18 protein-coding genes are annotated in these 20,145 nt (G+C 71.1%); 5 read left to right on the forward strand and 13 right to left on the reverse strand.

The window, feature by feature from the left end; all coding sequences use genetic code 11:
* Nucleotides 1–90: 90 nt before the first annotated feature.
* From GXW78_RS13070 to GXW78_RS27965, 6 genes are all read right to left on the reverse strand, one after another.
* Nucleotides 91–1,599, reverse strand: a complete 1,509-nt coding sequence (locus GXW78_RS13070; RefSeq protein WP_211869402.1) for a Ppx/GppA phosphatase family protein — start codon at nucleotides 1,597–1,599, stop codon at nucleotides 91–93.
* Between the two features lie 16 nt (nucleotides 1,600–1,615).
* Nucleotides 1,616–3,784, reverse strand: coding sequence for an RNA degradosome polyphosphate kinase (locus GXW78_RS13075; RefSeq protein ID WP_211869263.1), 2,169 nt, complete (start codon nucleotides 3,782–3,784; stop codon nucleotides 1,616–1,618).
* A 32-nt stretch (nucleotides 3,785–3,816) separates the two neighbouring features.
* Complete coding sequence (locus GXW78_RS13080) at nucleotides 3,817–4,548, reverse strand: P-loop NTPase family protein (protein WP_211869264.1); 732 nt, start codon at nucleotides 4,546–4,548, stop codon at nucleotides 3,817–3,819.
* A 568-nt stretch (nucleotides 4,549–5,116) separates the two neighbouring features.
* Nucleotides 5,117–6,274: an AI-2E family transporter gene (locus tag GXW78_RS13085; RefSeq protein WP_211869265.1), complete on the reverse strand. Its 1,158-nt coding sequence runs from the start codon at nucleotides 6,272–6,274 to the stop codon at nucleotides 5,117–5,119.
* Nucleotides 6,271–6,888: a CDP-alcohol phosphatidyltransferase family protein gene (locus GXW78_RS13090; protein WP_246522141.1), complete on the reverse strand. Its 618-nt coding sequence runs from the start codon at nucleotides 6,886–6,888 to the stop codon at nucleotides 6,271–6,273. Before GXW78_RS13090 ends, GXW78_RS13085 begins: the two co-directional genes overlap by 4 nt.
* Nucleotides 6,872–7,549 carry a hypothetical protein gene (locus GXW78_RS27965; RefSeq protein WP_246522142.1) on the reverse strand — a complete coding sequence of 226 codons (678 nt, stop codon included), beginning with the start codon at nucleotides 7,547–7,549 and terminating at the stop codon, nucleotides 6,872–6,874. Before GXW78_RS27965 ends, GXW78_RS13090 begins: the two co-directional genes overlap by 17 nt.
* A 144-nt stretch (nucleotides 7,550–7,693) precedes the next feature.
* On the opposite strand from GXW78_RS27965, the gene purM reads away from it, so the two are divergent.
* From purM to GXW78_RS13105, 3 genes are read left to right on the forward strand one after another with little or no spacing between them, the layout of a single operon-like run.
* Nucleotides 7,694–8,770: a phosphoribosylformylglycinamidine cyclo-ligase gene (purM, locus tag GXW78_RS13095; protein ID WP_246522162.1), complete on the forward strand. Its 1,077-nt coding sequence runs from the start codon at nucleotides 7,694–7,696 to the stop codon at nucleotides 8,768–8,770.
* Nucleotides 8,767–9,444, forward strand: coding sequence for a phosphoribosylglycinamide formyltransferase (gene purN, locus GXW78_RS13100; protein ID WP_211869268.1), 678 nt, complete (start codon nucleotides 8,767–8,769; stop codon nucleotides 9,442–9,444). The genes purM and purN overlap by 4 nt, the downstream gene beginning before the upstream one ends.
* A 26-nt stretch (nucleotides 9,445–9,470) precedes the next feature.
* Complete coding sequence (locus GXW78_RS13105; protein ID WP_211869269.1) at nucleotides 9,471–9,629, forward strand: aa3-type cytochrome c oxidase subunit IV; 159 nt, start codon at nucleotides 9,471–9,473, stop codon at nucleotides 9,627–9,629.
* Nucleotides 9,630–9,777: 148 nt separating this feature from the next.
* On the opposite strand, the gene GXW78_RS13110 is transcribed toward GXW78_RS13105, so the two are convergent.
* On the reverse strand, nucleotides 9,778–10,566 hold the full coding sequence (locus GXW78_RS13110; protein WP_211869270.1) for an EAL domain-containing protein: 789 nt from the start codon (nucleotides 10,564–10,566) through the stop codon (nucleotides 9,778–9,780).
* 371 nt (nucleotides 10,567–10,937) lie between these two features.
* A complete protein-coding gene (ndk, locus tag GXW78_RS13115; protein ID WP_211869271.1) occupies nucleotides 10,938–11,360 on the reverse strand; it encodes a nucleoside-diphosphate kinase in 423 nt (140 codons plus the stop codon).
* Nucleotides 11,361–11,485: 125 nt separating this feature from the next.
* Between ndk and GXW78_RS13120 the strand changes: the two genes are divergently transcribed.
* On the forward strand, nucleotides 11,486–13,351 hold the full coding sequence (locus GXW78_RS13120) for an ABC-F family ATP-binding cassette domain-containing protein (protein WP_211869272.1): 1,866 nt from the start codon (nucleotides 11,486–11,488) through the stop codon (nucleotides 13,349–13,351).
* A gap of 6 nt (nucleotides 13,352–13,357) precedes the next feature.
* Here the strand turns inward: GXW78_RS13120 and GXW78_RS13125 are convergent, their stop codons facing one another.
* Nucleotides 13,358–13,531 carry a hypothetical protein gene (locus tag GXW78_RS13125; RefSeq protein ID WP_211869273.1) on the reverse strand — a complete coding sequence of 58 codons (174 nt, stop codon included), beginning with the start codon at nucleotides 13,529–13,531 and terminating at the stop codon, nucleotides 13,358–13,360.
* A gap of 162 nt (nucleotides 13,532–13,693) precedes the next feature.
* On the opposite strand from GXW78_RS13125, the gene GXW78_RS13130 reads away from it, so the two are divergent.
* The gene (locus tag GXW78_RS13130; protein ID WP_211869274.1) at nucleotides 13,694–14,659 is read left to right on the forward strand and encodes a Bug family tripartite tricarboxylate transporter substrate binding protein; all 966 of its coding nucleotides are present in this window, start codon (nucleotides 13,694–13,696) and stop codon (nucleotides 14,657–14,659) included.
* A gap of 163 nt (nucleotides 14,660–14,822) precedes the next feature.
* Here the strand turns inward: GXW78_RS13130 and GXW78_RS13135 are convergent, their stop codons facing one another.
* From GXW78_RS13135 to GXW78_RS13150, 4 genes are all read right to left on the reverse strand, one after another.
* A complete protein-coding gene (locus tag GXW78_RS13135; RefSeq protein ID WP_211869275.1) occupies nucleotides 14,823–16,055 on the reverse strand; it encodes a Hint domain-containing protein in 1,233 nt (410 codons plus the stop codon).
* A 142-nt stretch (nucleotides 16,056–16,197) separates the two neighbouring features.
* Entirely contained in the window at nucleotides 16,198–16,647 is a 450-nt protein-coding gene (locus GXW78_RS13140; protein ID WP_211869276.1) for a DNA polymerase III subunit chi, read from the reverse strand.
* Nucleotides 16,644–18,080, reverse strand: coding sequence for a leucyl aminopeptidase family protein (locus tag GXW78_RS13145; RefSeq protein ID WP_211869277.1), 1,437 nt, complete (start codon nucleotides 18,078–18,080; stop codon nucleotides 16,644–16,646). The genes GXW78_RS13140 and GXW78_RS13145 overlap by 4 nt, the downstream gene beginning before the upstream one ends.
* Nucleotides 18,081–18,573: 493 nt before the next feature.
* Nucleotides 18,574–20,049, reverse strand: coding sequence for a leucyl aminopeptidase (locus GXW78_RS13150; RefSeq protein ID WP_211869278.1), 1,476 nt, complete (start codon nucleotides 20,047–20,049; stop codon nucleotides 18,574–18,576).
* Nucleotides 20,050–20,145 lie beyond the last annotated feature (96 nt).

Genomic DNA, 20,145 nt, shown 5'->3' on the forward strand with positions numbered 1-20,145 from the left:
CCTTGTGCAATGGCAGGCACGCGATCGGTGCGGCGGGGATCATAGACGCCGCATGGCAGCCGCCCAGCCCATCCGAACTCCAACGCCCATTCACGCCGCGAGTTCGACCGACGCCTCCAGCCCCAGCACCGCTCCCAGCGCCTCAACGCGCCGCAGCACGCTTTCTCCCGCGAAGACGCCGCTGCCCTCGACCAGCCGCAGCACCAGCCGCCCGCCCTCGCGCTCCAGCCCCGTCCCCGCCAGCAGTTCCGGCGTGCCGCCCGACAGCGTGTAGGCAAGGCGCAGCGCCGCCCCGAGGCTTTCCGCCCGCCGCACCGCCGGCACGTCCAGCAACACCCGCGCCGCCTGGAGGAAGCCGGCATCGGGCGGCGCCTCGTATCGGAGCGCCACGGCGAGCGCGAGGAACGCGCGCGCGTGGTGGTCCAGCCCCACGCCCGGCTGCCGCAGGACGCGGAAATACGCATGCTCGGCGCGGTAATCCGGATGATCGTGGCTGCCGATGTCGCTCACCCAGCAGGCGGCGGCGCGCAGCGCGGCGTCACCCGCGCTCTCGCGCTCGAACAGCCCGGCGGTCCACTGCGCCAGCGCCGGCGGCAGGCGCGGATCGCGGCCGAAGCGGTCGGACAGGTCGCGCGCCGCGGCGAGCAATGGGTCCCGCCGCCGCTCATCGCCGCCGATCTGCCGCGCGTACCACCCCTCGCGCAGGCCGTTCGCGCTGAACACCACGCGCCGCGCGCCGGAAGCGCGCAGCAGCCGGCGCATCACCATGGCTGCCCAGGGCAGGTCCTGGACGCGCTTGGTGGGCGCGCCGGGCATGCGTTCCAGCGTGCGGCGCGTCGCCGCCATCGCGACGCCGGCGAGGTCCCGCGCCTCCTCCCGCGACAGCACGTAGTGATGGACGATCGACAACGGATAGGCGGTCTGCGCGATGTGCATCCGCGCCAGCGCGCGCCACGCGCCGCCGACCAGGTACAGGTCGCGGCCCGTCGCCTCCGCCAGCCAGGGCACGCGGTCGAACTCCTCCGTCGCCATCGCCCTGCCGCGCGCAATCTCGCCGCCCGCGCGTTCCGCCAGCCGGATGGCGCCGAGCGGCAGGCTCACCGCCCGCCCCGACCTTCCATGCGCCAGCTCCACCAGTTCGAGGGACCCGCCACCGATATCACCCAGCAGCCCGTCCGCATCCGGGAAGCCCAGCAGCACGCCGTCGGCCGACAGGAGCCCTTCCTCCTGGCCCGTCAGCACGCGGATCGTGAAGCCGGGCACCCGCTCGCGCAGCGCCGCCACGAAAGCCGGTCCGTTCGTCGCGTCGCGCACCGCGGCGGTCGCCAGCACCTCGACCGGGTCGGCGCCCATCGCGCGTGCCACGGTGTGGTATCGCACCATGACGGTCACGGCCTGCTCGACCGCTTCCTCGTTCAGCATGCCGGTCGTCACCAGCCCGCGGCCGAGGCCGAGCACCGCCTTCTCGTTGAAGATGGTCAGCGGATTGCGGTGGCGTCCCTCGAAGACGACCAGGCGCACCGAATTGGAACCGAGATCGACCACGGCCGAACGCGGCAATCGTCGCCCGTCCTCCGTCCAGGCGGGGCCCTCTCGCATCGCAGTGTCCACTGGTTCAGTCCTGCATCACGCGGTCCTGCCGCGGGCGGCGCGGTGCGCTTTTCAGCGCGCTGCCGCGGCCCGACAGGGACGGGTTGGTCATGAAGTAGTCATGCGCGGAGACCGGCTTCTCGCCGGGCTTCAGCCGCCGCCAGTCACCGTCCGGGCCAAGCTGCCAGGACTGCATCGTGTCCTTCAGGTTCACCACCATGATCTGGTCGAGAACCTGGGCATGTACGGTCGGGTTCTCGACCGGCACCATGGTCTCGACGCGCCAGTCCATGTTGCGCGCCATCCAGTCCGCGCTGCTGATAAACACCTTGGCGCGGCGCGACGGCAGCCGGTGCCCGTTGCCGAAGACGGCGATGCGCGAATGCTCGAGGAAGCGCCCGACGATCGACTTCACCCGGATGTTCTCGCTCATTCCCTTCACGCCCGGGCGCAGGCAGCAGATGCCGCGCACCACGGCATCGACCTTCACCCCGGCGCGGGACGCGGCGTAGAGCGCATCGATCAGCGTCTCGTCCACCATCGAGTTCATCTTGATCCAGATGGCGGCCGGCTTGCCTTCCTTCGCGAAGGCGATCTCCTGCTCGATCAGCGCAAGCAGCGTCGGGCGGATCGTCAGCGGCGCGAAGGCCAGCTTCTCCATGCTCTCCGGCCGCGCATAGCCGGTCATGAAGTTGAACAGCTTCGCGGCATCCCGCGTCAGCGCCGGATCGGCGGTGAAGTACGAAAGGTCGGTGTAGATGCGCGCCGTGACCGGATGATAGTTGCCCGTGCCGAAATGCGCGTAGGAGCGAAGTTGCGTTCCCTCCCGCCGCACCACCAGCGACACCTTTGCGTGCGTCTTCAGCTCGACGAAGCCGAACACCACCTGCACGCCCGCGGCTTCCAGCTCACGCGACAGCGCGATGTTGCGTTCCTCGTCGAAGCGCGCCTTCAGTTCGACGATGCCGGTGACGGATTTGCCGGCCTCCGCCGCCTCGATCAGCGCCTTGGCGATCGGGCTGTCGCGCGTGGTGCGGTACAGCGTCTGCTTGATGGCGACGACATTCGGGTCCCGCGCCGCCTGGCGCAGGAACTGCACCACCACGTCGAAGGATTCGTAAGGGTGGTGGACGACGATGTCCTTGGCCTTGATCGCCGCGAAGCAGTCGCCGCCGAAATCCAGGATGCGTTCCGGGAAGCGCGGCGTGAAGGGCGTGAACAGCAGGTCCGGCCGGTCGTCCACGATCAGCTGCGTGAGGTCCGACAACCCCAGCAGCCCTTCGACCGTGAATAGCTCGGACCGCGGCGCCTCCATCTCCTCGGCGACAAAATCGACCATGTCGCGCGGCGTCGCCGACGTCACCGACAGGCGGATCGGCCGGCCGCGCCGCCGGCGCTTCAGCGCGGTCTCATAAGACCGCACAAGATCCTCGGCCTCTTCCTCGAACTCCACGTCAGTGTCGCGGATCAGGCGGAACAGCCCCGTCTCCGCCGGGATGAAGCCGGGGAACAGCCGGCCGAGGAACAGGACGATCAGATCCTCGAGCTGGAGGAAGCGGATCATCCCCTCCCCCTCGCGGGCCGGCAGCCGAATGAAGCGCGGCACCTGCGGCGGCAGCGGCAGCAGGGCACGCATCGTCCCGCCATCCTCCTCCCGCACCAGCTTCAGCACCATGCACAGCGACAGGTTCGCGATGAACGGAAACGGGTGCGCCGGATCGACCGCGAGCGGCGTCAGGACCGGAAACACCCGCTCCATGAACCAGACATCGAGCCAGTCGCGATCCCCGCCATCCAGTTCCTGCGGTTCCACCACCGCCACGCCCGCGGCACGCAGCAGGCCCCGCAGTTCCAACCAGGCCTGCTGCTGCCCGCCGATCAGCTGCTGCGCACGCTCATGGATCGCGGCGAGTTGCTGTGCCGGCGTCTTGCCATCCGGCGAGACCTTGGGAATGCCCGCGCGCTCCTGCCCCACCAGCCCGGCGACGCGCACCGAGTAGAACTCATCGAGGTTGGAGGCGGAGATCGCGACGAAGCGCAGCCGTTCCAGCAGCGGATGGCGCGGATTGGCCGCTTCCTCCAACACACGCTGGTTGAAGGCGAGCCACGACAGCTCCCGGTTCGCGAAGCGGGCCGGGCTGGCGAGCAACGCCTCGGCCTGTGCCTCGGCGCCGGGGGCGGCAACGTCGTTCATGGGGTCCGGGATGCCGTCGTCATCCACACAGACTACAGCAGGGCCGGCACCTGCGGCGAGGGCGGGCTGTGCAACGTCTCCGAAGCGTCATCGTCCGCCCCCTCGCCAAACCCGTCCCAGCCTGCCAGGGCGGCGCGGGCCAGGGCACGGGTCACCGGCGCACGCGCCACGAGCGCCGCGCGATCGAGCCGCGCCGCCGCCTCCGCCAGCGCCGACGCCTCCCGCGACAGACGGGCGACCAGCCAGGCCTGTACCTCGGGCGCGACGCGCAACTGCCGATCGGCGAAATGCTTGGCGAGCAGCGCGCCCAGCAGCGCATCCCCCGGCCGGCCGATGCCGATCGCCGTCGTCGCGCGCAGCCGGCTCGCGAGATCAGGCAGCGCGACCGGCCAGCGCGCCGGCGCCTCCCGGCCGATCAGCAGCAGCCGCTCGCCGCGCTCGGCGCAGAGGTTGATCAGATGCAGCAGCGCGCGTTCCTCCGCGACCGCGTCGGCATCGTCCAGCACCGTTCCGCCGGCCGCCGGGTCCGGCAGGCCGCGCAGGGTCGGTCCTTCGATCAGCCGCCAGCCCATCGCCCGGGCGAGATGCGACTTGCCGACGCCGGCCGGACCGAACACCGCGAGCCGGCCACCCGGCCAGCGATCGGGCTGGTCGATCCAGGCGAGGGCCTCGGCGTTCGAGGCGTCCTCCAGATAATCCGCGCGGTCCGAGGAGACGGGGAGCGGGAGAGGGAGCGTCAGTTGGCGAGGGGCCGAGGGGGTCATGCGGCCAGGAGCCGGGTCGGGACCGAGAGGGGCCCTGCCCCTCTCGGGCTCACCCCGCCAAAGGCCGAAGGGCCTTTGGAAACCTCGATCTGGAGCCAGGCGCAGCGGTTCGGCGGAATGGCAGCACGGGTTCCATCCGACAGCCGGAACAGCGGCCCGTCCGCCGGGCACTGGGCTATCCCGCCCGCCCCGGACAGCCGGCTTGCCCAGGTCGGAGAGCAGCAAGGCGCCCTTCGCGCGAAGGTTGGATCAGAGAGGGGCGCCGCCCCTCTCCGAACCTCACCCCGCCAGGCCATGAATGGCCTGGACCGCCGTGACTTGGCGCCGGGCACGAAGCCCAATTCTCCTGACCTCACGACTCTTCCGGGCACGGAATCGTATGACGGCGATGTTCCGATCATGCGCGCACCGCGCCAGGTTGAGGTTTGCAAAGGCCCTTCGGCCTTTGCCGGGGTAGGGTTCGGGAAGGGGCAGAGCCCCTTCCTGATCCACCCGCCCCGGCCAATCCTCGCGTATATGCGGCAAGCCCCTTCTCCGAGACGCCACGCGCCCAGAAACCTGCCCCAGCTCACGACCCCGTCCGCGGCGGATCGAGATAAAGCGGCGATTCCAGATACCGCCGCAGCCAGTAACGCGCGACCACGCCCAGCGCCGCCGCCATCGGCACCGCCAGCAGCACGCCGAGGAAGCCGAAGGCCACGCCGCCCGCGAACAGCGCGAAGATCACCCACACTGCATGCAGTTCAACCCGGTCTCCGAGCAGATACGGGTAGATGACGTAGCCCTCGACCGTCTGGCCGACGACGAAGATGCCGACGATGACCAGCACCTCGTTCCAGGTGCCGAACTGACCCATCGCCAGCAGCACCGCAGCCACGAAGCCTGTCAGCGACCCGACATAGGGGATGAAGGTCAGCACGCCGGCCATCAGCCCGACGGTCAGGCCAAGCTCCAGCCCCGCGATCTGCAGCGCGATCGCATAGAAGATGCCGAGCGCCGCACAGCAAATCAGCTGCCCGCGCAGCCAGGCGGACATCACGCGGTCCGCGTCGCGCGCCAGTTGCCGCAGCACCGCCGCGTTGCGCCGTGGCAGCCAGGATTCGAGCCGCGCCAGCATCCCCTGCCAATCGCGGAGCAGGTAGAAGGCGACGACTGGCACGACGACCACCAGCGTGAAGACCTGGAAAAGCGCGAGGCCACCGCCGATGATCCGCGTCGTCGCCGTGCCGAGCCAGGCCAGCATGCTGCCCGCCTGGTTGATCGCGAGGTCGCGCAGCTGCTGGTCCACCATCTCCGGGCCGAGCGCTTCCTCCAGCCGCTCGAGCCCGTCGCGCAGCAGCGCGCCGACGCTGGCGATGTAGGCCGGCAGGCGCTGCACCAGGATGCCGATCTGGGCCAGGATCATCGGATAGAACAGCAGCGCCGCGATCAGCGTCGCCGCCATCAGCACGAAGATCAGCAGGAAGGCGGCGAACGAGCGCCGCACGCCGAGCCGCGACAGCCGCGTCGCCACCGGGTCGAGGAAGTAGGCGATCACCGCGGCCAGCACGAAGGGCGTCAAGATGCCCTGGAACATCCAGAGGCAGAACAGCAGCGTGCCGGCGAAGCCGACCACGAGCGCGATGCGCTGGCGACGCGTCGCGGTGCGCGGCGCGGCCGGCGGGGGGAAGCGCGCGGGCGGGCCGGACCGCGCGGCAGGCTCCGGCAGGGTCGGGGAACGCGTCATCTCGGTCGGGACCCGCCCTCCCCCGTCAGCCGCGCGGCCTGCAGCACATAGGCGACGCCGGAGGCGAAGGTGGTGCCGGCGACGAGCCAGACCATCGCATCCAGCAGGCCGGGCGCCGACAGCCCGAACCCCGCCAGCAGCAGGGCCAGCGCCGCCAGCGCGATCTGCGCCGCCGTATTCGCCTTCGAGATCATCAGCGGCTTGATATGCGCCGGGACGCCCAGCACCCACAGCAGCATGACCCCGCCGACAATCAGCAGGTCGCGGAACACCACCAGGATGGCGAGCCAGTCCGGCAGCACGTTGATCGCCGCGAGCGTGACATAGACCGACACCAGCAGCGCCTTGTCCGCCACCGGGTCGAGCAGCGCGCCGAGCCGGGACCGCGCATTGCGCACCCGCGCCAGCCAGCCATCGACGGCGTCCGACAGGCCGGCGCCGACGAAGACGATGAAGGCGATGTCCAGACGGTGGTGCAGCATCAGCCAGACCGCGGCGGGCACGGCGCAGAGCCGCCCGAAGGTGATGAGGTTGGGCAGGGTGAACAGCCCGGCCTCGACATCGGCCGGGGCCGGGTCTGCCGGCCGGCGAACCCTGTCAGGATCGCCCGCCAAGGCCCACGCGCCAGGCGTCGCCGGGCGCCCCGGAGCCCGGGGCCATGGCGATGCCCTGGGTGGCGAGGTCCTGCGCCGCCACCTGCGGCGGCGCGCGCAGGCCGAGCCGCAGCCGCGCGCGGTCGGTCGAGATGGCCAGGATGTCGATCCGCGTCGTCTGGCCCGCCAGCCGACGCCGCAGTTCCAGCCATTCGTTGAGCGAGCCGTACAGCGCCACGACCTCGACCGTGGCCACCGCCGGCCCCTGCGGCCGCGCCGGCGCGGCCGTGCCGTCGCTCGGGGTCGTCCCGCTGCCGCCATCCCCGGCGCTGGCCGTGCCGAGATAGCCGCGCGCGCGCCCGGGGTTGAAGTTGACGGTGATGCGCCCCGTGTAGCGGGTCGGGCTGGTGCGCTCCTCCTCGATGACGATGGAGCTGACCATCCCCTCGATCTGCGAATCGGAGAGCTGCCGCGTGACGCCGGCAGCCGATGCGATGCGATCCCAGGCCGCGCGGCGGCCGGCGGCGAGCGCCCGCTCGCGCGCAATGACGCCGTTCTCCGCGGTCGCCTCGGCGGGCACGCCGCGCTGGGTGAAGCTGACCGCGGCGGGTGCGGCAGCCTCATCCTGCGCGCGCGGCGCGGATAGCGGCGCCAGCATCAGCAGCAGGGCGGTTGCGATCATCGCCGCCCCATGGTTCTTTCCGCGCGCCCGCACGGAGCAGGACCTGACCGGCATCGCGCCCCCCTCTGTCCGGCCCCGGCGGCCGGCGTTACGCGCCGCGTCGCGCGGCACTTCCACACGAGCCTTACCCGATCGGAGGCCGCCCTGACCAGTTCCCCGTCTTCCCCCCTCACCTACCGTTCGGCGGGCGTCGACATCGAAGCCGGCGACGCGCTGGTCGATGCCATCAAGCCATTGGCGAAGGCGACCGACCGGCCGGGCACCATGGGGGGCCTCGGCGGCTTCGGCGCGCTGTTCGACCTGAAGGCCGCCGGCTTCACCGATCCGGTGCTGGTGTCCTCGACCGACGGCGTCGGCACCAAGCTGCGCGTCGCGATCGATGCCAAGCTCCATGCGACGGTCGGCATCGACCTCGTCGCGATGTGCGTGAACGACCTGGTCGTGCAGGGCGCCGAGCCGCTGTTCTTCCTCGACTACTTCGCGACGGGCGCACTCGACGTCGCCTCGGCGAAGCAGGTGGTCGCCGGCATCGCCGAGGGCTGCCGCCTTGCCGGCTGCGCCCTGGTCGGCGGCGAGACGGCCGAGATGCCCGGCATGTATGCCAAGGGCGACTACGACCTCGCCGGCTTCTCCGTGGGTGCCGCCGAACGCGGCGCGCTGCTGCCGAAGGGCGATGTCGGCCCCAGTGACGTGGTGCTCGGGCTGCTGGCGTCCGGCGTGCATTCCAACGGTTTCTCCCTGGTGCGGCGCGTTCTCGAACGCGGCAATGCGGGGCTCGGTTCCCCCGCCCCCTTCGCGGCGGGGAAAACGCTGGGCGAGGCGCTGCTGGAACCGACGCGGATCTACGTGAAGCCGCTGCTCGCCGCGCATCGCGCGGGGCTGGTGAAGGCCGCCGCGCACATCACCGGCGGCGGCCTGCCAGGCAACCTGCCCCGCGTGCTGCCGGAAGGCATCGTGGCGGTGCTGGATGGCCGCGCCTGGGAGCCGGCCCCGGTGTTCGGCTGGCTGGCGCGCACCGGCGGCGTCGCGGCGGAGGAGATGCTGCGGGTCTTCAACTGCGGCATCGGCATGGCCGTCGTGGTCAGGGCCGAGGATGCCGACGCCGCGACCGCTCTGCTGACGGAGCATGGCGAGACCGTCCGCCGTATCGGCGTGATCGAGGCCGGTTCGGGCCCGGCCAGCGTCCGCATCGATGGCCTCGCCGCCGGCTGGCCGGGATGAAGCGTCGCCGCGTCGCGGCGCTGATCTCCGGCCGCGGATCCAACATGGCCGCCCTGCTGGCGGCGGCCGAATCGCCCGACTACCCGGCCGAGATCGCGCTCGTGCTGTCCAACCGTGCCGATGCCGCCGGCCTTGCCCATGCGGCGACGCGCGGCGTGCCGACCGCCGTCGTGGACAGCCGCGGCTTCCGGGGCGACCGCGCTGGATTCGAGGCAGCGATGGAGGCCGAGTTCGGCCGCCATGGCATCGAGCTCATCGCGCTCGCCGGCTTCATGCGGGTGCTGACTGAAGGCTTCGTGACGCGCTGGGACGGGCGCATGGTCAACGTCCATCCCTCCCTGCTGCCATGCTTCCCGGGCCTCGATACCCATGCCCGCGCCCTGGCTGCCGGAGTGCGGCTGCATGGATGCACGGTGCATCTGGTGACGGCAGGCGTGGATGAAGGCCCGATCCTCGCCCAGGCCGCCGTGCCGGTGCTGCCCGACGACACCGAGGCGACCCTTGCCGCGCGCGTCCTGATCGAGGAACACCGGCTCTACCCCGCCGCCCTTGCCTGGGTCGCGGCCGGGTTGGTGCGGGTGGAGGACGGGCGGGCGGTGCTGTCTGGCGTCGATGCGGCCTCGGGCTGCCTCGCGAACCCCTTGCCCTCGGCGCCCGTGCTTTCTAAACGCTGAGCGGACAGAAGCGTTGAGGGCGTGACGTGGCCGAACAGAAGACCAACTATGAGTTCGTCGAGGTGAAGGCCGGCGACATCCTGGCCGAGCGGCAGGCGGAATGGCTTGGCTTCACGTCGTTCCTCACCTGGTCGACCGGCGCAACGGTCGTCATCCTCCTGCTGCTGCTGATCTTCCTCGTCTGATCGTTAGCCGCCGGTGATCTTCCGCGCCCCGGGCGCCGGCGCCGCTTTCACCCTGCACAGACGTTCGGGCGATAGCTGACGTTCCGGGCGCGCTCGCCGCCCGATGCATGGCGTCAAACCGGGGGGCTGAACGTCAGGGCCGCCGATCTCACATCGGTCCTTGTCCCGGCCGACCGAGCAGCCAACCCTGCAGCGCATCGCAGCCGCTCTCGCGCAGGATGCGCAACTGTTCCGCGGTCTCGACCGCCTCCGCCACGGCAGTGGCGCCCAGCGCATGCACCATCTCCACAACCGCGCCGACCGCGGCGCGGGCCCGATCCGTTCCCGGCCCGGGCGGATCCACCGCGCCGGTCAGCTGCCGGTCGAGCTTCACGGTGCTGAAAGGGATATCCCGCAACACACGGGCCGGGCCCAGCGCACCGCCGAAATCGTCCAGCGCAACGGCGATTCCGCATCCGCGCAACGCCGCGGCCAGGTCACGCGCGGCCCCGATATCCTGGATCAAGGCCACTTCGGGAAGTTCGATGGACAACGCGCGCGGATCGATGCCGGTGGTCTCCAGCGCCGCGCGGATCATCGGCGCCGCATGGCCCGCCAGGATGCCCGGCGCCGAGACGTTCACGGCCAGGTAGGGCGCGCCCGGCCGCCAGCCGGCCCGCAGGCGGAAGGCCGAAACCAGCACCCAGGCCTCGAGCGCCACCTCACGCCCGGCGGCGGCCGCCGCCGCCAGGACCTCGGCGGCGCCGATCGGTCCCCGTTCCGGATGGTCCCAGCGCAACAGCGCTTCATAACCGACGATGAGGAGGTTCGACGCCGCGCAGATCGGCTGCAGGTCCAGCCGCAGCCCCGCGCCGCCACGCGCCAGCGTCTCGGCAAGTTCCTCGCCGAGCAGGAGGGATGAGGCGCCACCCGCCTCCTGCGCCGCCATGCCGTCCATCGACCTGTCCGTTCCTTAATCGGGCGGATATCAGGCGCGGTGGACCGTTAACGTGCCGTTGGCGTGACGGGGAGGAAATGCGCGTCACGGCGCCGAAGGTGCCGATGGGGCACACGGAGGGGCTCTGCCCCTCCGAACCACCCCGCCAGGGGGTTGGACCCCTGGACCGCAATCTGTTGGTGCCGGGCGTGCCGGGCGAGCGGCCTTCGCGCGCAAAAGCGCGCCTAGGCATCGTTCCCGACCCGGTCGCCCAACGCCAACGCGAGGTTTGCAAGGGCCCTTCGGCCTTTGCTGGGGTGGCTTGGAGGGGCAAGGCCCCTCCAACCCCGACAGCGGCCCACCAGGGACAAGCCCTCAGGCCGCAATGTCGATCAGCCGACGATCTCGGAGCCGGCGAAGAAATACGCGATCTCGGTCGCCGCATTCTCGGGGCTGTCGGAACCGTGCACCGAATTCGCCTCGATGCTCTCGGCGAACAGCTTGCGGATGGTGCCCTCGGCGGCATTGGCCGGGTTGGTCGCGCCCATCAGCTCGCGATTCTTCGCCACCGCGTTGTCGCCTTCCAGCACCTGCACCACCACGGGGCCGGACACCATGAAGGAGACGAGGTCCTTGAAGAAGGGACGCTCGTGATGCACGCCATAGAAGGTCTCGGCCTGGGCCTGGGACATCTGGATGCGCTTCTGCGCGACGATGCGCAGGCCGTTCTTCTCGAACACGGCGTTGATGGCGCCGGTCAGGTTGCGGCGGGTCGCGTCGGGCTTGATGATCGAGAAGGTACGTTCGGTGGCCATGGGGCTGTCCTCGGGGTTCTTTGCGGATCGCGGGGGCGCATAGACGCCGCGCGCCGGGACCGCAAGCCCGCGCCGGTGACGCGGCAGGTGCCAATCCCGACGCGGCGTTCTACAACCCGGCCCCCATGACCGTCCTTTCCATCCGCGACCTGACCATCCGCATCGCCGGCCGGCCGCTGCTGGATGGTGCGAACCTCCAGATCGACGACGGCCGCAAGGTCGGCCTCGTCGGGCGCAACGGCGCCGGCAAATCCACGCTGCTGCGCGCCATCACCCGCGATCTCCAGCCCGACGGCGGCGACATCCGCCTCGCCGCCCGCGCCCGCATGGCCCATGTGGCGCAGGAAGCGCCGGGCGGCGACGAATGCCTGCTGGACGTGGTGCTCGCCGCCGACACCGAGCGCAGCGCCTTGCTTGCCGAAGCCGAGACCGCCGCCGACCCCGCGCGCCTCGCCGAGATCCATGAACGCCTGATCGCGATCCGCGCCGACAGCGCGCCGGCACGGGCGGGCGCGGTCCTGTCGGGCCTGGGCTTCGATGCCGCGGCGCAGGCGCGGCCCTCGCGCGAATTCTCGGGTGGCTGGCGCATGCGCGTGGCGCTGGCCCGCGCGCTGTTCCTCGAACCGGAACTGCTGCTGCTCGACGAGCCGACGAACCATCTCGATCTCGAAGCCACCATGTGGCTCGAATCCTGGCTGCAGCGCTTCGCCGGCGCGGCGATCGTCGTCAGCCACGACCGCGGGCTGCTGGAACGCTGCGTCGATTCCATCGCGCATCTCGATCAGCGGAAGATCACGCTCTACCAGGGCAATTTCGCGACCTTCGTGCGCATGCGCGCCGAACGCGCCGCGCAGCAGGCGGCCGCCAACGAACGCATCGCCGCTGAGCGCGCCCACATCCAGTCCTTCATCGACCGCTTCCGGTACAAGGCGTCGAAGGCGCGGCAGGCACAGTCGCGCATCAAGGCGCTGGAACGCATGCCGGCGATCGAGGCCGTGGTGGAAGACCACCCCGTCCGCTTCGCCTTCCCCGCCCCCGAGGAACTCGCCCCGCCAATCCTCTCGCTGAATGGCTGCTCCGTCGGCTATGGCGGCCCGCCCATCCTGCGCAACCTGACACTCCGACTGGACCAGGACGACCGGATCGCGCTGCTCGGCGCCAATGGCAACGGCAAATCCACGCTGGCGAAGCTCCTCGCCGGCCGGCTGACGGCCGAGGGCGGCACGCAGTTCCGCAACCAGCGCCTGCGCGTCGGCTACTTCGCCCAGCATCAGGCGGAAGAACTCGATCTCAACGGCACGCCGCTCACGCATATGCAGGCGGCGCTGCCGAAGGCGACAGAGACGCAGTGCCGCTCCCAGCTCGCGCGCTTTGGCCTCGATGCCGACCGCGCGGACAACCGCATCACTGCGCTGTCGGGCGGCGAGAAGGCGCGGCTGCTGCTGGCGCTGACCACGCGCGACGCGCCGCAGCTGCTGATCCTCGACGAACCGACCAACCATCTCGACATCGATGCGCGCGAGGCGCTGGTGAAGGCGCTCGCCGACTACAATGGTGCCGTGGTGCTGATCACCCACGACCCGCATCTGGTGGAACTTGCCGCCGACCGGCTGTGGCTCGTCGCGGATGGCAGCGTCACGGCATTCGACGGCGACCTCGACGACTACCGCGCATTGCTCGCCGAACGGGCGCGCGGCGGCCCCAGGACCGATGCCGCCGACACCCGCGCCGGAGCTCGCCGAGAACGCGCCGGCACCCGTGTCGCGACAGCCCCGCTCCGCGCCCGGCTCAAGGAGGTGGAAGCCGCGCTCGACAAGCTGTCGCGCGAGGATTCACTCATCGAGAAACGCCTGTCCGACCCTGCGACCTATTCCCGCTTTAAGCCCGAGGACATCACCTGGGCCAACACCCGCCGCGCCGCGATCGCGAAGGACGTCGCGACGCTGGAGGAGGAATGGCTCGATCTCTCGGCGCAACTCGACGCGGCGTAGGTGCCGTCAGGACGGCTTGCGCTTATCCTCCGCGCAGGCACGCACCTTTTCATCGTCCAGGGTGCGCCGCATGAAGGTCGGCCACAGCGCGCGGCCGGTCGGCGGTTCGGGTGCGACGTCCCGCTTGGTCGGGACGCGGGCGGCCTGGGTGGCCGCTCCGGGTGGTGCGATGCTTTCCATCTGGCCACTCCCTCAACAGCAGGCGCAACCTATGCCCCTGCCTCTCCGAAATACAACCCAAGGATGCGTGACATGCGTGCGTCACGGCTGGACCAGCGCCGCGCGATGCGCCAACACGCTGCGGTGAACGGCGCGCTTGCGCCAACGGGAGAGAGATCCGTCATGATCCGCCGCCGCGCGATGCTCGCCGCACCGCTGATCGCCCTGCCCGCCACCGCGCGCGCCCAGGCCTGGCCGTCGCGCCCCGTCCGCATCGTGCTCGCCTACCCGCCGGGCGGCTCGACGGACGTGCTCGCTCGCACCCTCGCCGCCGCATTGCAGGATGCGATGCCCGGCAGCGCCTTCGTCGTCGACAACCGCCCCGGTGGCGCCGCGGTGGTCGGCACCCAGGCAGTCGCGACCGCCGCGCCGGACGGCTACACGCTGTCGCTCGGCAACAACCAGACGCACGCGGCCAACGCCGCCATGCTGCCCTCCCTGCCCTACGACCCGATCGCGGATTTCGCGCCGATCGCGCGGCTCGCCGCGGTGCACCACGCGATCGTCGTGCCGGCCAATGGCGCGCGGACGCTCGCAGAACTCGCCGCGAAGGGGAAGAACGGCGGGCGCGTCACCTACGCTTCCTCCGGCACCGGCTCGGCCAGCCACGTCATCGCCGAGACCTTCGCCCGCCGGGAGGGCATGAACGCCACCCACATCCCCTATCGCGGCGGTGCGCAGGCGACGACGGACACGGTGGCAGGCACGGTCGACTTCTTCGTCTCCACCTGGCCGCAGGTCGTGGCGCTGGTGAAGGACGGCCGGCTGCGGTCGCTGGGCATCGGCGCGCCAGCGCGCCTCGCGGAGACGCCCGACGTCCCGACCTTCGCCGAGCTGAACACCCCCGACCTGGCCGTCGATGCCTGGTTCGGCCTGTGGGCGCCGGCGCGCACCCCGCCCGAGATCATCCGCCGCCTGTCGGATGCGTCGCTCGCCATCCTCGCTCAGCCGGCGATGGTGGAACGGCTCAATGGCCAGGGCTTCGTCGCAGCCCCGATGCCGGCGGAACCCTTCGCCGCCTTCCAGCGGGAGGAACTGGCCCGCTGGCGGCGGCTGGTGGAGCTGACGGGCATCCGGCTGGAGGGCTGATAACAGCGGCCGACTGCGTCGACCGCCTCCGTCCGCATTTGCGGACCCTCAGACGCCGGGCGCAAACCTGCGGTTTGCGAGGCTTTCCCCGGACTACCGGCGGACCGCATCCGCGGCCTCGGCACGAGTCGAGGACTCGTGCCGCTGGTATGGGCCCCGCGCTTCAGCCCGCGGCCCGGATGGCAGTCCGTTCGCGACGGCGTGCCACGGTCAGGCGCGCCTGGGTGAGTGCAGGCCCATCCGTCACGCGCGGCATGCCGTCGTCTCGCCGAGGTGCGAAATCGGGGTGCAGCATCTGCACCACGCCGGCATTTTCGAAGGCATCGCGGTTGCCGAGGTCGATGTAGGATTCGGACGGCGCGCCATCGGCCAGCAGGATGTCGTGCTCGTCCAGTTCGACATGGAAGTAGGTGATGCGGCCCCTGGGCGGCAGGCTCAGGATCGCCTCCCCATCAACGAGCAGCTTCGCCGGGACCAGCGCGCCGTCGACCAGCAGCGCATGGTCGGGGGAAACACGCAGCGGCCGCCAGGGCGCGTTGTCGCCGAGCGCACCGGGCATGACCAGGACGGGTGCCGCCTTCTCAGGTTCCGGATGGGCGGCCAGATCGACCGTCCGCCGCCCGACCCAGCGCACCGGCTTGAACGGCGCCCCACGGCCCGACGCCGTGACGACCAGGTCGCCCGCACGCAGCGTCTCGATGGCGCGCTCGCCCTGCGGCGTCATGATCATCGTGCCCTCGGCGAAGCAGACGATCGTGCCGCCATACCCGCTGCCGAAGTAGATGTTGTAGCCGTCGGCCGTGATGTAGGTCCTGTTGTAGTGGTACGTCTGGCCGCCCACCGAGACGGTGCCGCTGGCATTCAGCAGCTTGTCCGGATCGAAATTGTCGATCAGCGCGACGTCGCGGCCGCTACCGCCATCCACGAACTTGATCTGCCCGTCGCGCGTGAAGCCGCTGAAGGTATCGTCGCCGGCGCCGCCCAGCAGGACCCGCGGGCCGCCATTGCCGGCATGCAGCCAGTCATTGCCGTCGCCACCGTCCAGCGTCTCGGCATAACCGGTGCCCGACCCGACCAGGCTGTCATGGCCGCCGCCGCCCAGCAGCAGGGCGTCGCCGCCGATCGCCACCAGCGTGTCGTTGCCCTCGCCGCCGTCCAGTGTCGCAGCGCCCCATCCCCCCGTCGTCAGCGAATCGTCGCCCGAGCCGCCGAAGAGATGATCCGTGCCGCCCCCGCCGATCAGCGTGTCGTTGCCACCGCCGCCGTGGAGATAGTCGTCGCCGCCACCACCGTCGATCCAGTTGGCCTCATCGCCGCCGTGGATGGTGTCGTTGCCCCAATTGCCGGCCCCGTTTGGCCAGACGGCATTGCCCCCTGTCAGCGTTGTACCCGCCATCGTCCGTTCCCTGCCGTAGATCCAACAGCAGAACGTCTCTCACAGTGGGACTGGTATTACAATATTGACGATTAACAGGCTATCGCGCTGATTTTACTAGTGAAAAACGGCAATTGTCTTTATTTTGCGTCGATAATCGCATTTAGGCACGCTTTTCCCACCCTGAACCTCCCTGCTGCCAGTAAGCCATGCGGTGCCCCGCCGCCTTTGCCGCCGACCATCGCCCACGCGCCGCCGCGACTGCGGCCTCATCGGCACCGTCGAACAGGTCCAGGACCCGGTCGTACTCGGCCAGCCGCGCGCTGACCGCGCCATCCACCAGGAACAGGAACCGCGCGTCGTTCCCCGGCGCCACGTCGGCCGTGCCGATCAGGATCGGTTGGAGCGCGTCGTTCTCCCCCCCCGCCAAGCCATGCGGCAGCCAGTCCGGGTCAGGTGCCACCCACAGCGCGGCATCCAGCGCCTTGGCCCGTTCCGCCTCCCCGCACAGCAGATAAGCGCGCCCGCCGCTGCCCAGCACCCGCCCCAGCAGCTTCGGCAGCGCCTGGTCGAGCCGCGTCCGCGTCAGGTGGTAGAAGCCGATATCGGTCACGGTTCTTCCTCGAAGCGCAGCGCCACCAGTCGGTCGAGCAGTCGCGCCCCGAAGCCTGTCGGCCCGGCCGGACCCAGCGCGTGTGCCGCCTCCGCCGTCTCCACCCCCGCGATGTCGAGATGCGCCCAGGCACGGTCGCCCGCGAATTCCCGCAGGAAGGCCGCAGCGTGGCAGGCATCCGGCAGCAGCCGCCCGCCAAAGGCGCCCGACCCCGCCGGCGCGCATTGCCTCAGATCCGCGACGTCGGAGGCCAGGTCCTCCCGGTGCCGCGCCCCGATCGGCATCGGCCACAGTGGCTCGCCCACCGCCTCCCCCGCCGCCGCCGCCGAGGCCAGGAGCGCCGCATCCGTCCCGAACAGCCCCGCCCGATGATGCCCCAGCGCCGTGACGATCGACCCGGTCAGCGTCGCGAGGTCGATCACCGCGCGCGGGCGGAAGGCGGTCACGGCATGATGGATCGCGTCGGCCAGCACCAGCCGGCCCTCCGCATCGGTGTCGATCACCTCCACCGTGCGCCGCGACGCGGTGCGGATCACATCTCCCGGCCGGTAGGACGCCGCGCCGACGGCGTTCTCGGCGATCGCCAGCACGGCGACCGCCGGGCTCGGCGATTTCCGCCGCGCCAGCGCCAGCATCGCCCCGGCGCAGGCGGCCGCTCCGGCCATGTCGGCGCGCATCGCCTCCATTCCCGCCGCCGCCTTGATCGAGATCCCGCCGGTATCGAACACGATCCCCTTCCCCACGAAGGCGACCGGGGCAACCGGCAGCACCCCGCGCCAGCGCAGCACGGCCAGCCGCGGCGGGAAGGCGCTGCCGCCGCCGACCGCCAGCAGCGCCCCGAAGCCATGCCGCTCCAGCCACTTCCGGCCGTGGATGGTGACCTCGACGCCTTCCGCCTCCAGCGCTTCCAGCCGATCGGCGAAACGTCGCGTGGTCAGGCGGTTCGCGGGCTCGACCGTCAGGTCCCGCGCCAGCAGGCAGCCCGCGACGCCGGGTGCGACGGCCGCGAAGGCCCTATGGACCGCGTCCGGATCCTCGGCATGGATGACCAGCCGCTTCAGATGCTGCGGCACGTCCCGGCTGCGCAGCGCATCGAACCGCCATGCCCCCAGCGCGATTCCGGCCGCCACCGATGCCGCGACGGTCGGGTCCAGCTGGTCCGCTGCCAGCGACAACTCCGCCACCGGCCCGGCCGCCAGCGCGGCCGCGGCACCGGCCGTCTCGGCCGCGAGCAATGTCGGCGCTGCACCGAGGCCGACGAGCATCCGGCGCGGCACGCCCGGCTGGTCCAAAACGGCGCCGACCGTGGCGGTGAAGCTCGCCGCAGCGATGGCAGGTGCCAAAGCCGGCGGCGGCTCCGCGCCGGCGATCAGGGGGATGATGCAGGGACGGTCCGCGGGCGGCGCCGTGCGGCGGAAATCGACGGTGATCATGCGCGGCGCCGCCCGGCACCCGGCTGGTTCTGTCGGAGAACGGAGGGGCTCTGCCCCTCCGAACCACCCCGCCAGGGGGTTGGACCCCCTGGACCGCAATCTGCTGGCGCCGGGCATGGCGGGCTTGCTGCGCGCACCGAGCGCGCTGCGGGCGCAGGCACCATGCGCACCCGCGTCGGCCGGCACCAGGTTGAGGTTTGCAAAGGCCCTTCGGCCTTTGCTGGGGTGGGTTGGAGGGGCAAAGCCCCTCCAGACGTACGGGGGTGGCTCGGACGACCCTTCAGCCCTTGGCAGGACAGGGTCCAGGGAGCGGCGATGCCCGTCCCCGTCTCTGCCTCACCTCCGCAATCCCGTCCGATCACAACGCCCAGCATGCCACGGCCCGCCCTGCCGAGCCGCTGGGCCCGGCGCCAGGTGATGGTTTCCAAAGGCCCTTCGGCCTTTGGCGGGGTGAGGTCCGGAGAGGGGCGGCGCCCCTCTCCGGCGTGTGCCATCACCCTTCGTAATGCTCCGCCACCATCCGATCCAGCAGCCGCACCCCATAGGCGGTCGCGCCCTTCGGTGCGGTCGGCGTGTCCTTCGTGGTCCAGGCCGTGCCGGCGATGTCGAGATGCGCCCAGGGCCGCCCCTGCACGAAGCGCTGGATGAACTGCGCCGCGGTGATCGACCCGCCCGGCCGGCCGCCGACATTCTTCATGTCGGCGATGTCGGACCGGATCTGCTTGTCATAGGCATCGCCGAGCGGCATGCGCCACGCCGCCTCGCCCACCATGCGCCCGGCGGCCTCGATGCGCTGGGCCAGCGTGTCGTCGTTGCTGAACAGCCCGGCATGCTCGTGGCCGAGCGCGATGATGATCGCACCTGTGAGCGTCGCCAGATCGACCATCAGTCGCGGGTCGTGCTTCTCGATGCAGTAGTGGATGACGTCGGCGAGGACGAGGCGCCCCTCGGCGTCGGTGTTGATCACCTCGACCGTCTGGCCGGAGGCGGTCGTCACCACGTCGCCCGGCCGCTGCGCGGTGCCGGAGGGCATGTTCTCGACCAGGCCCACGATGCCGACGACATCCGCCTTCGCCTTGCGGCCCGCGAGGGCGGCCATCAGCCCGATCACCGTGCCGGCGCCGGCCATGTCCCACTTCATGTCCTCCATGCCGCCGGCCGGCTTGATGGAGATGCCGCCGGTGTCGAAGGTCACGCCCTTGCCGATGAAGGCGACCGGCTTGCCTGCCTTCTTGCCCTTGGACGCGCCGTTCCACGTCATGACCACCATGCGCGGTTCCTCCGCGCTGCCCTGCGCGACGCCGAGCAGCGCGCCGAAGCCGAGCTTCTTCATATCCTTCGGACCGAGAATCTCGACCTCGACGCCGAGCTTCGTCAGCGCCTTGCAGCGTTCCGCGCATTCCACCGGCGTCAGCACGTTGGGCGGCTCGGAGACCAGGTCGCGGGTGAGGAAGACGCCGTCCGCCACTGCCTGCATCGGGGCGAAGGCGGCCTTGGCCTTCGCGACGTCGGACACGGCGAGGGCGATGCGCTCGATCTTCGGCTTGTCCTCCTCCTTCTCCTTCGTCCGGTAACGGTCGAAGCGATAGGATTTCAGCACCGCGCCCAGCGCGAGGGCGGCAGCGAGCGCGGGGGTGAGCTGGTCCGCGGCGACGGTCGCCTCGCGCTCCTGCGCGATGGCGCCGGCGATCGACCCGCCGGCGGCCTCGGCGCCCACGGCGAGCAGTTCCGCCGGCTTGCCAAGCCCGATGGCGACGACCTTCGACAGCCCCGCACCCGGCGCCCACAGCGTCGCCGTCTGGCCCTTGCGGCCCTTGAACTTCGCCGCCTCCAGCCCGCGCCCGATGGCGCCGCCGGTCGCCTCGTCGGCCTGCTGCGCGAGGCCGGCGAGCGGTGCGTCCTCGGTCATCGGCAGGACCAGGGCGCCGGCGCGCGGCAAGGCGGACTTCACGAAGGCGATGTCGGGCATGATGACTCCGTGGCTGCGGCGGTTTGTGGCCGCCACATTACGCAGCGTGGCGCGGTGCGGCCAGGGGCGGGGCTTGCCCCGGCGGCAGCGCGGCGC

The sequence above is a fragment of the Neoroseomonas terrae genome (assembly GCF_018129025.1).
Taxonomy (GTDB): domain Bacteria; phylum Pseudomonadota; class Alphaproteobacteria; order Acetobacterales; family Acetobacteraceae; genus Neoroseomonas; species Neoroseomonas terrae.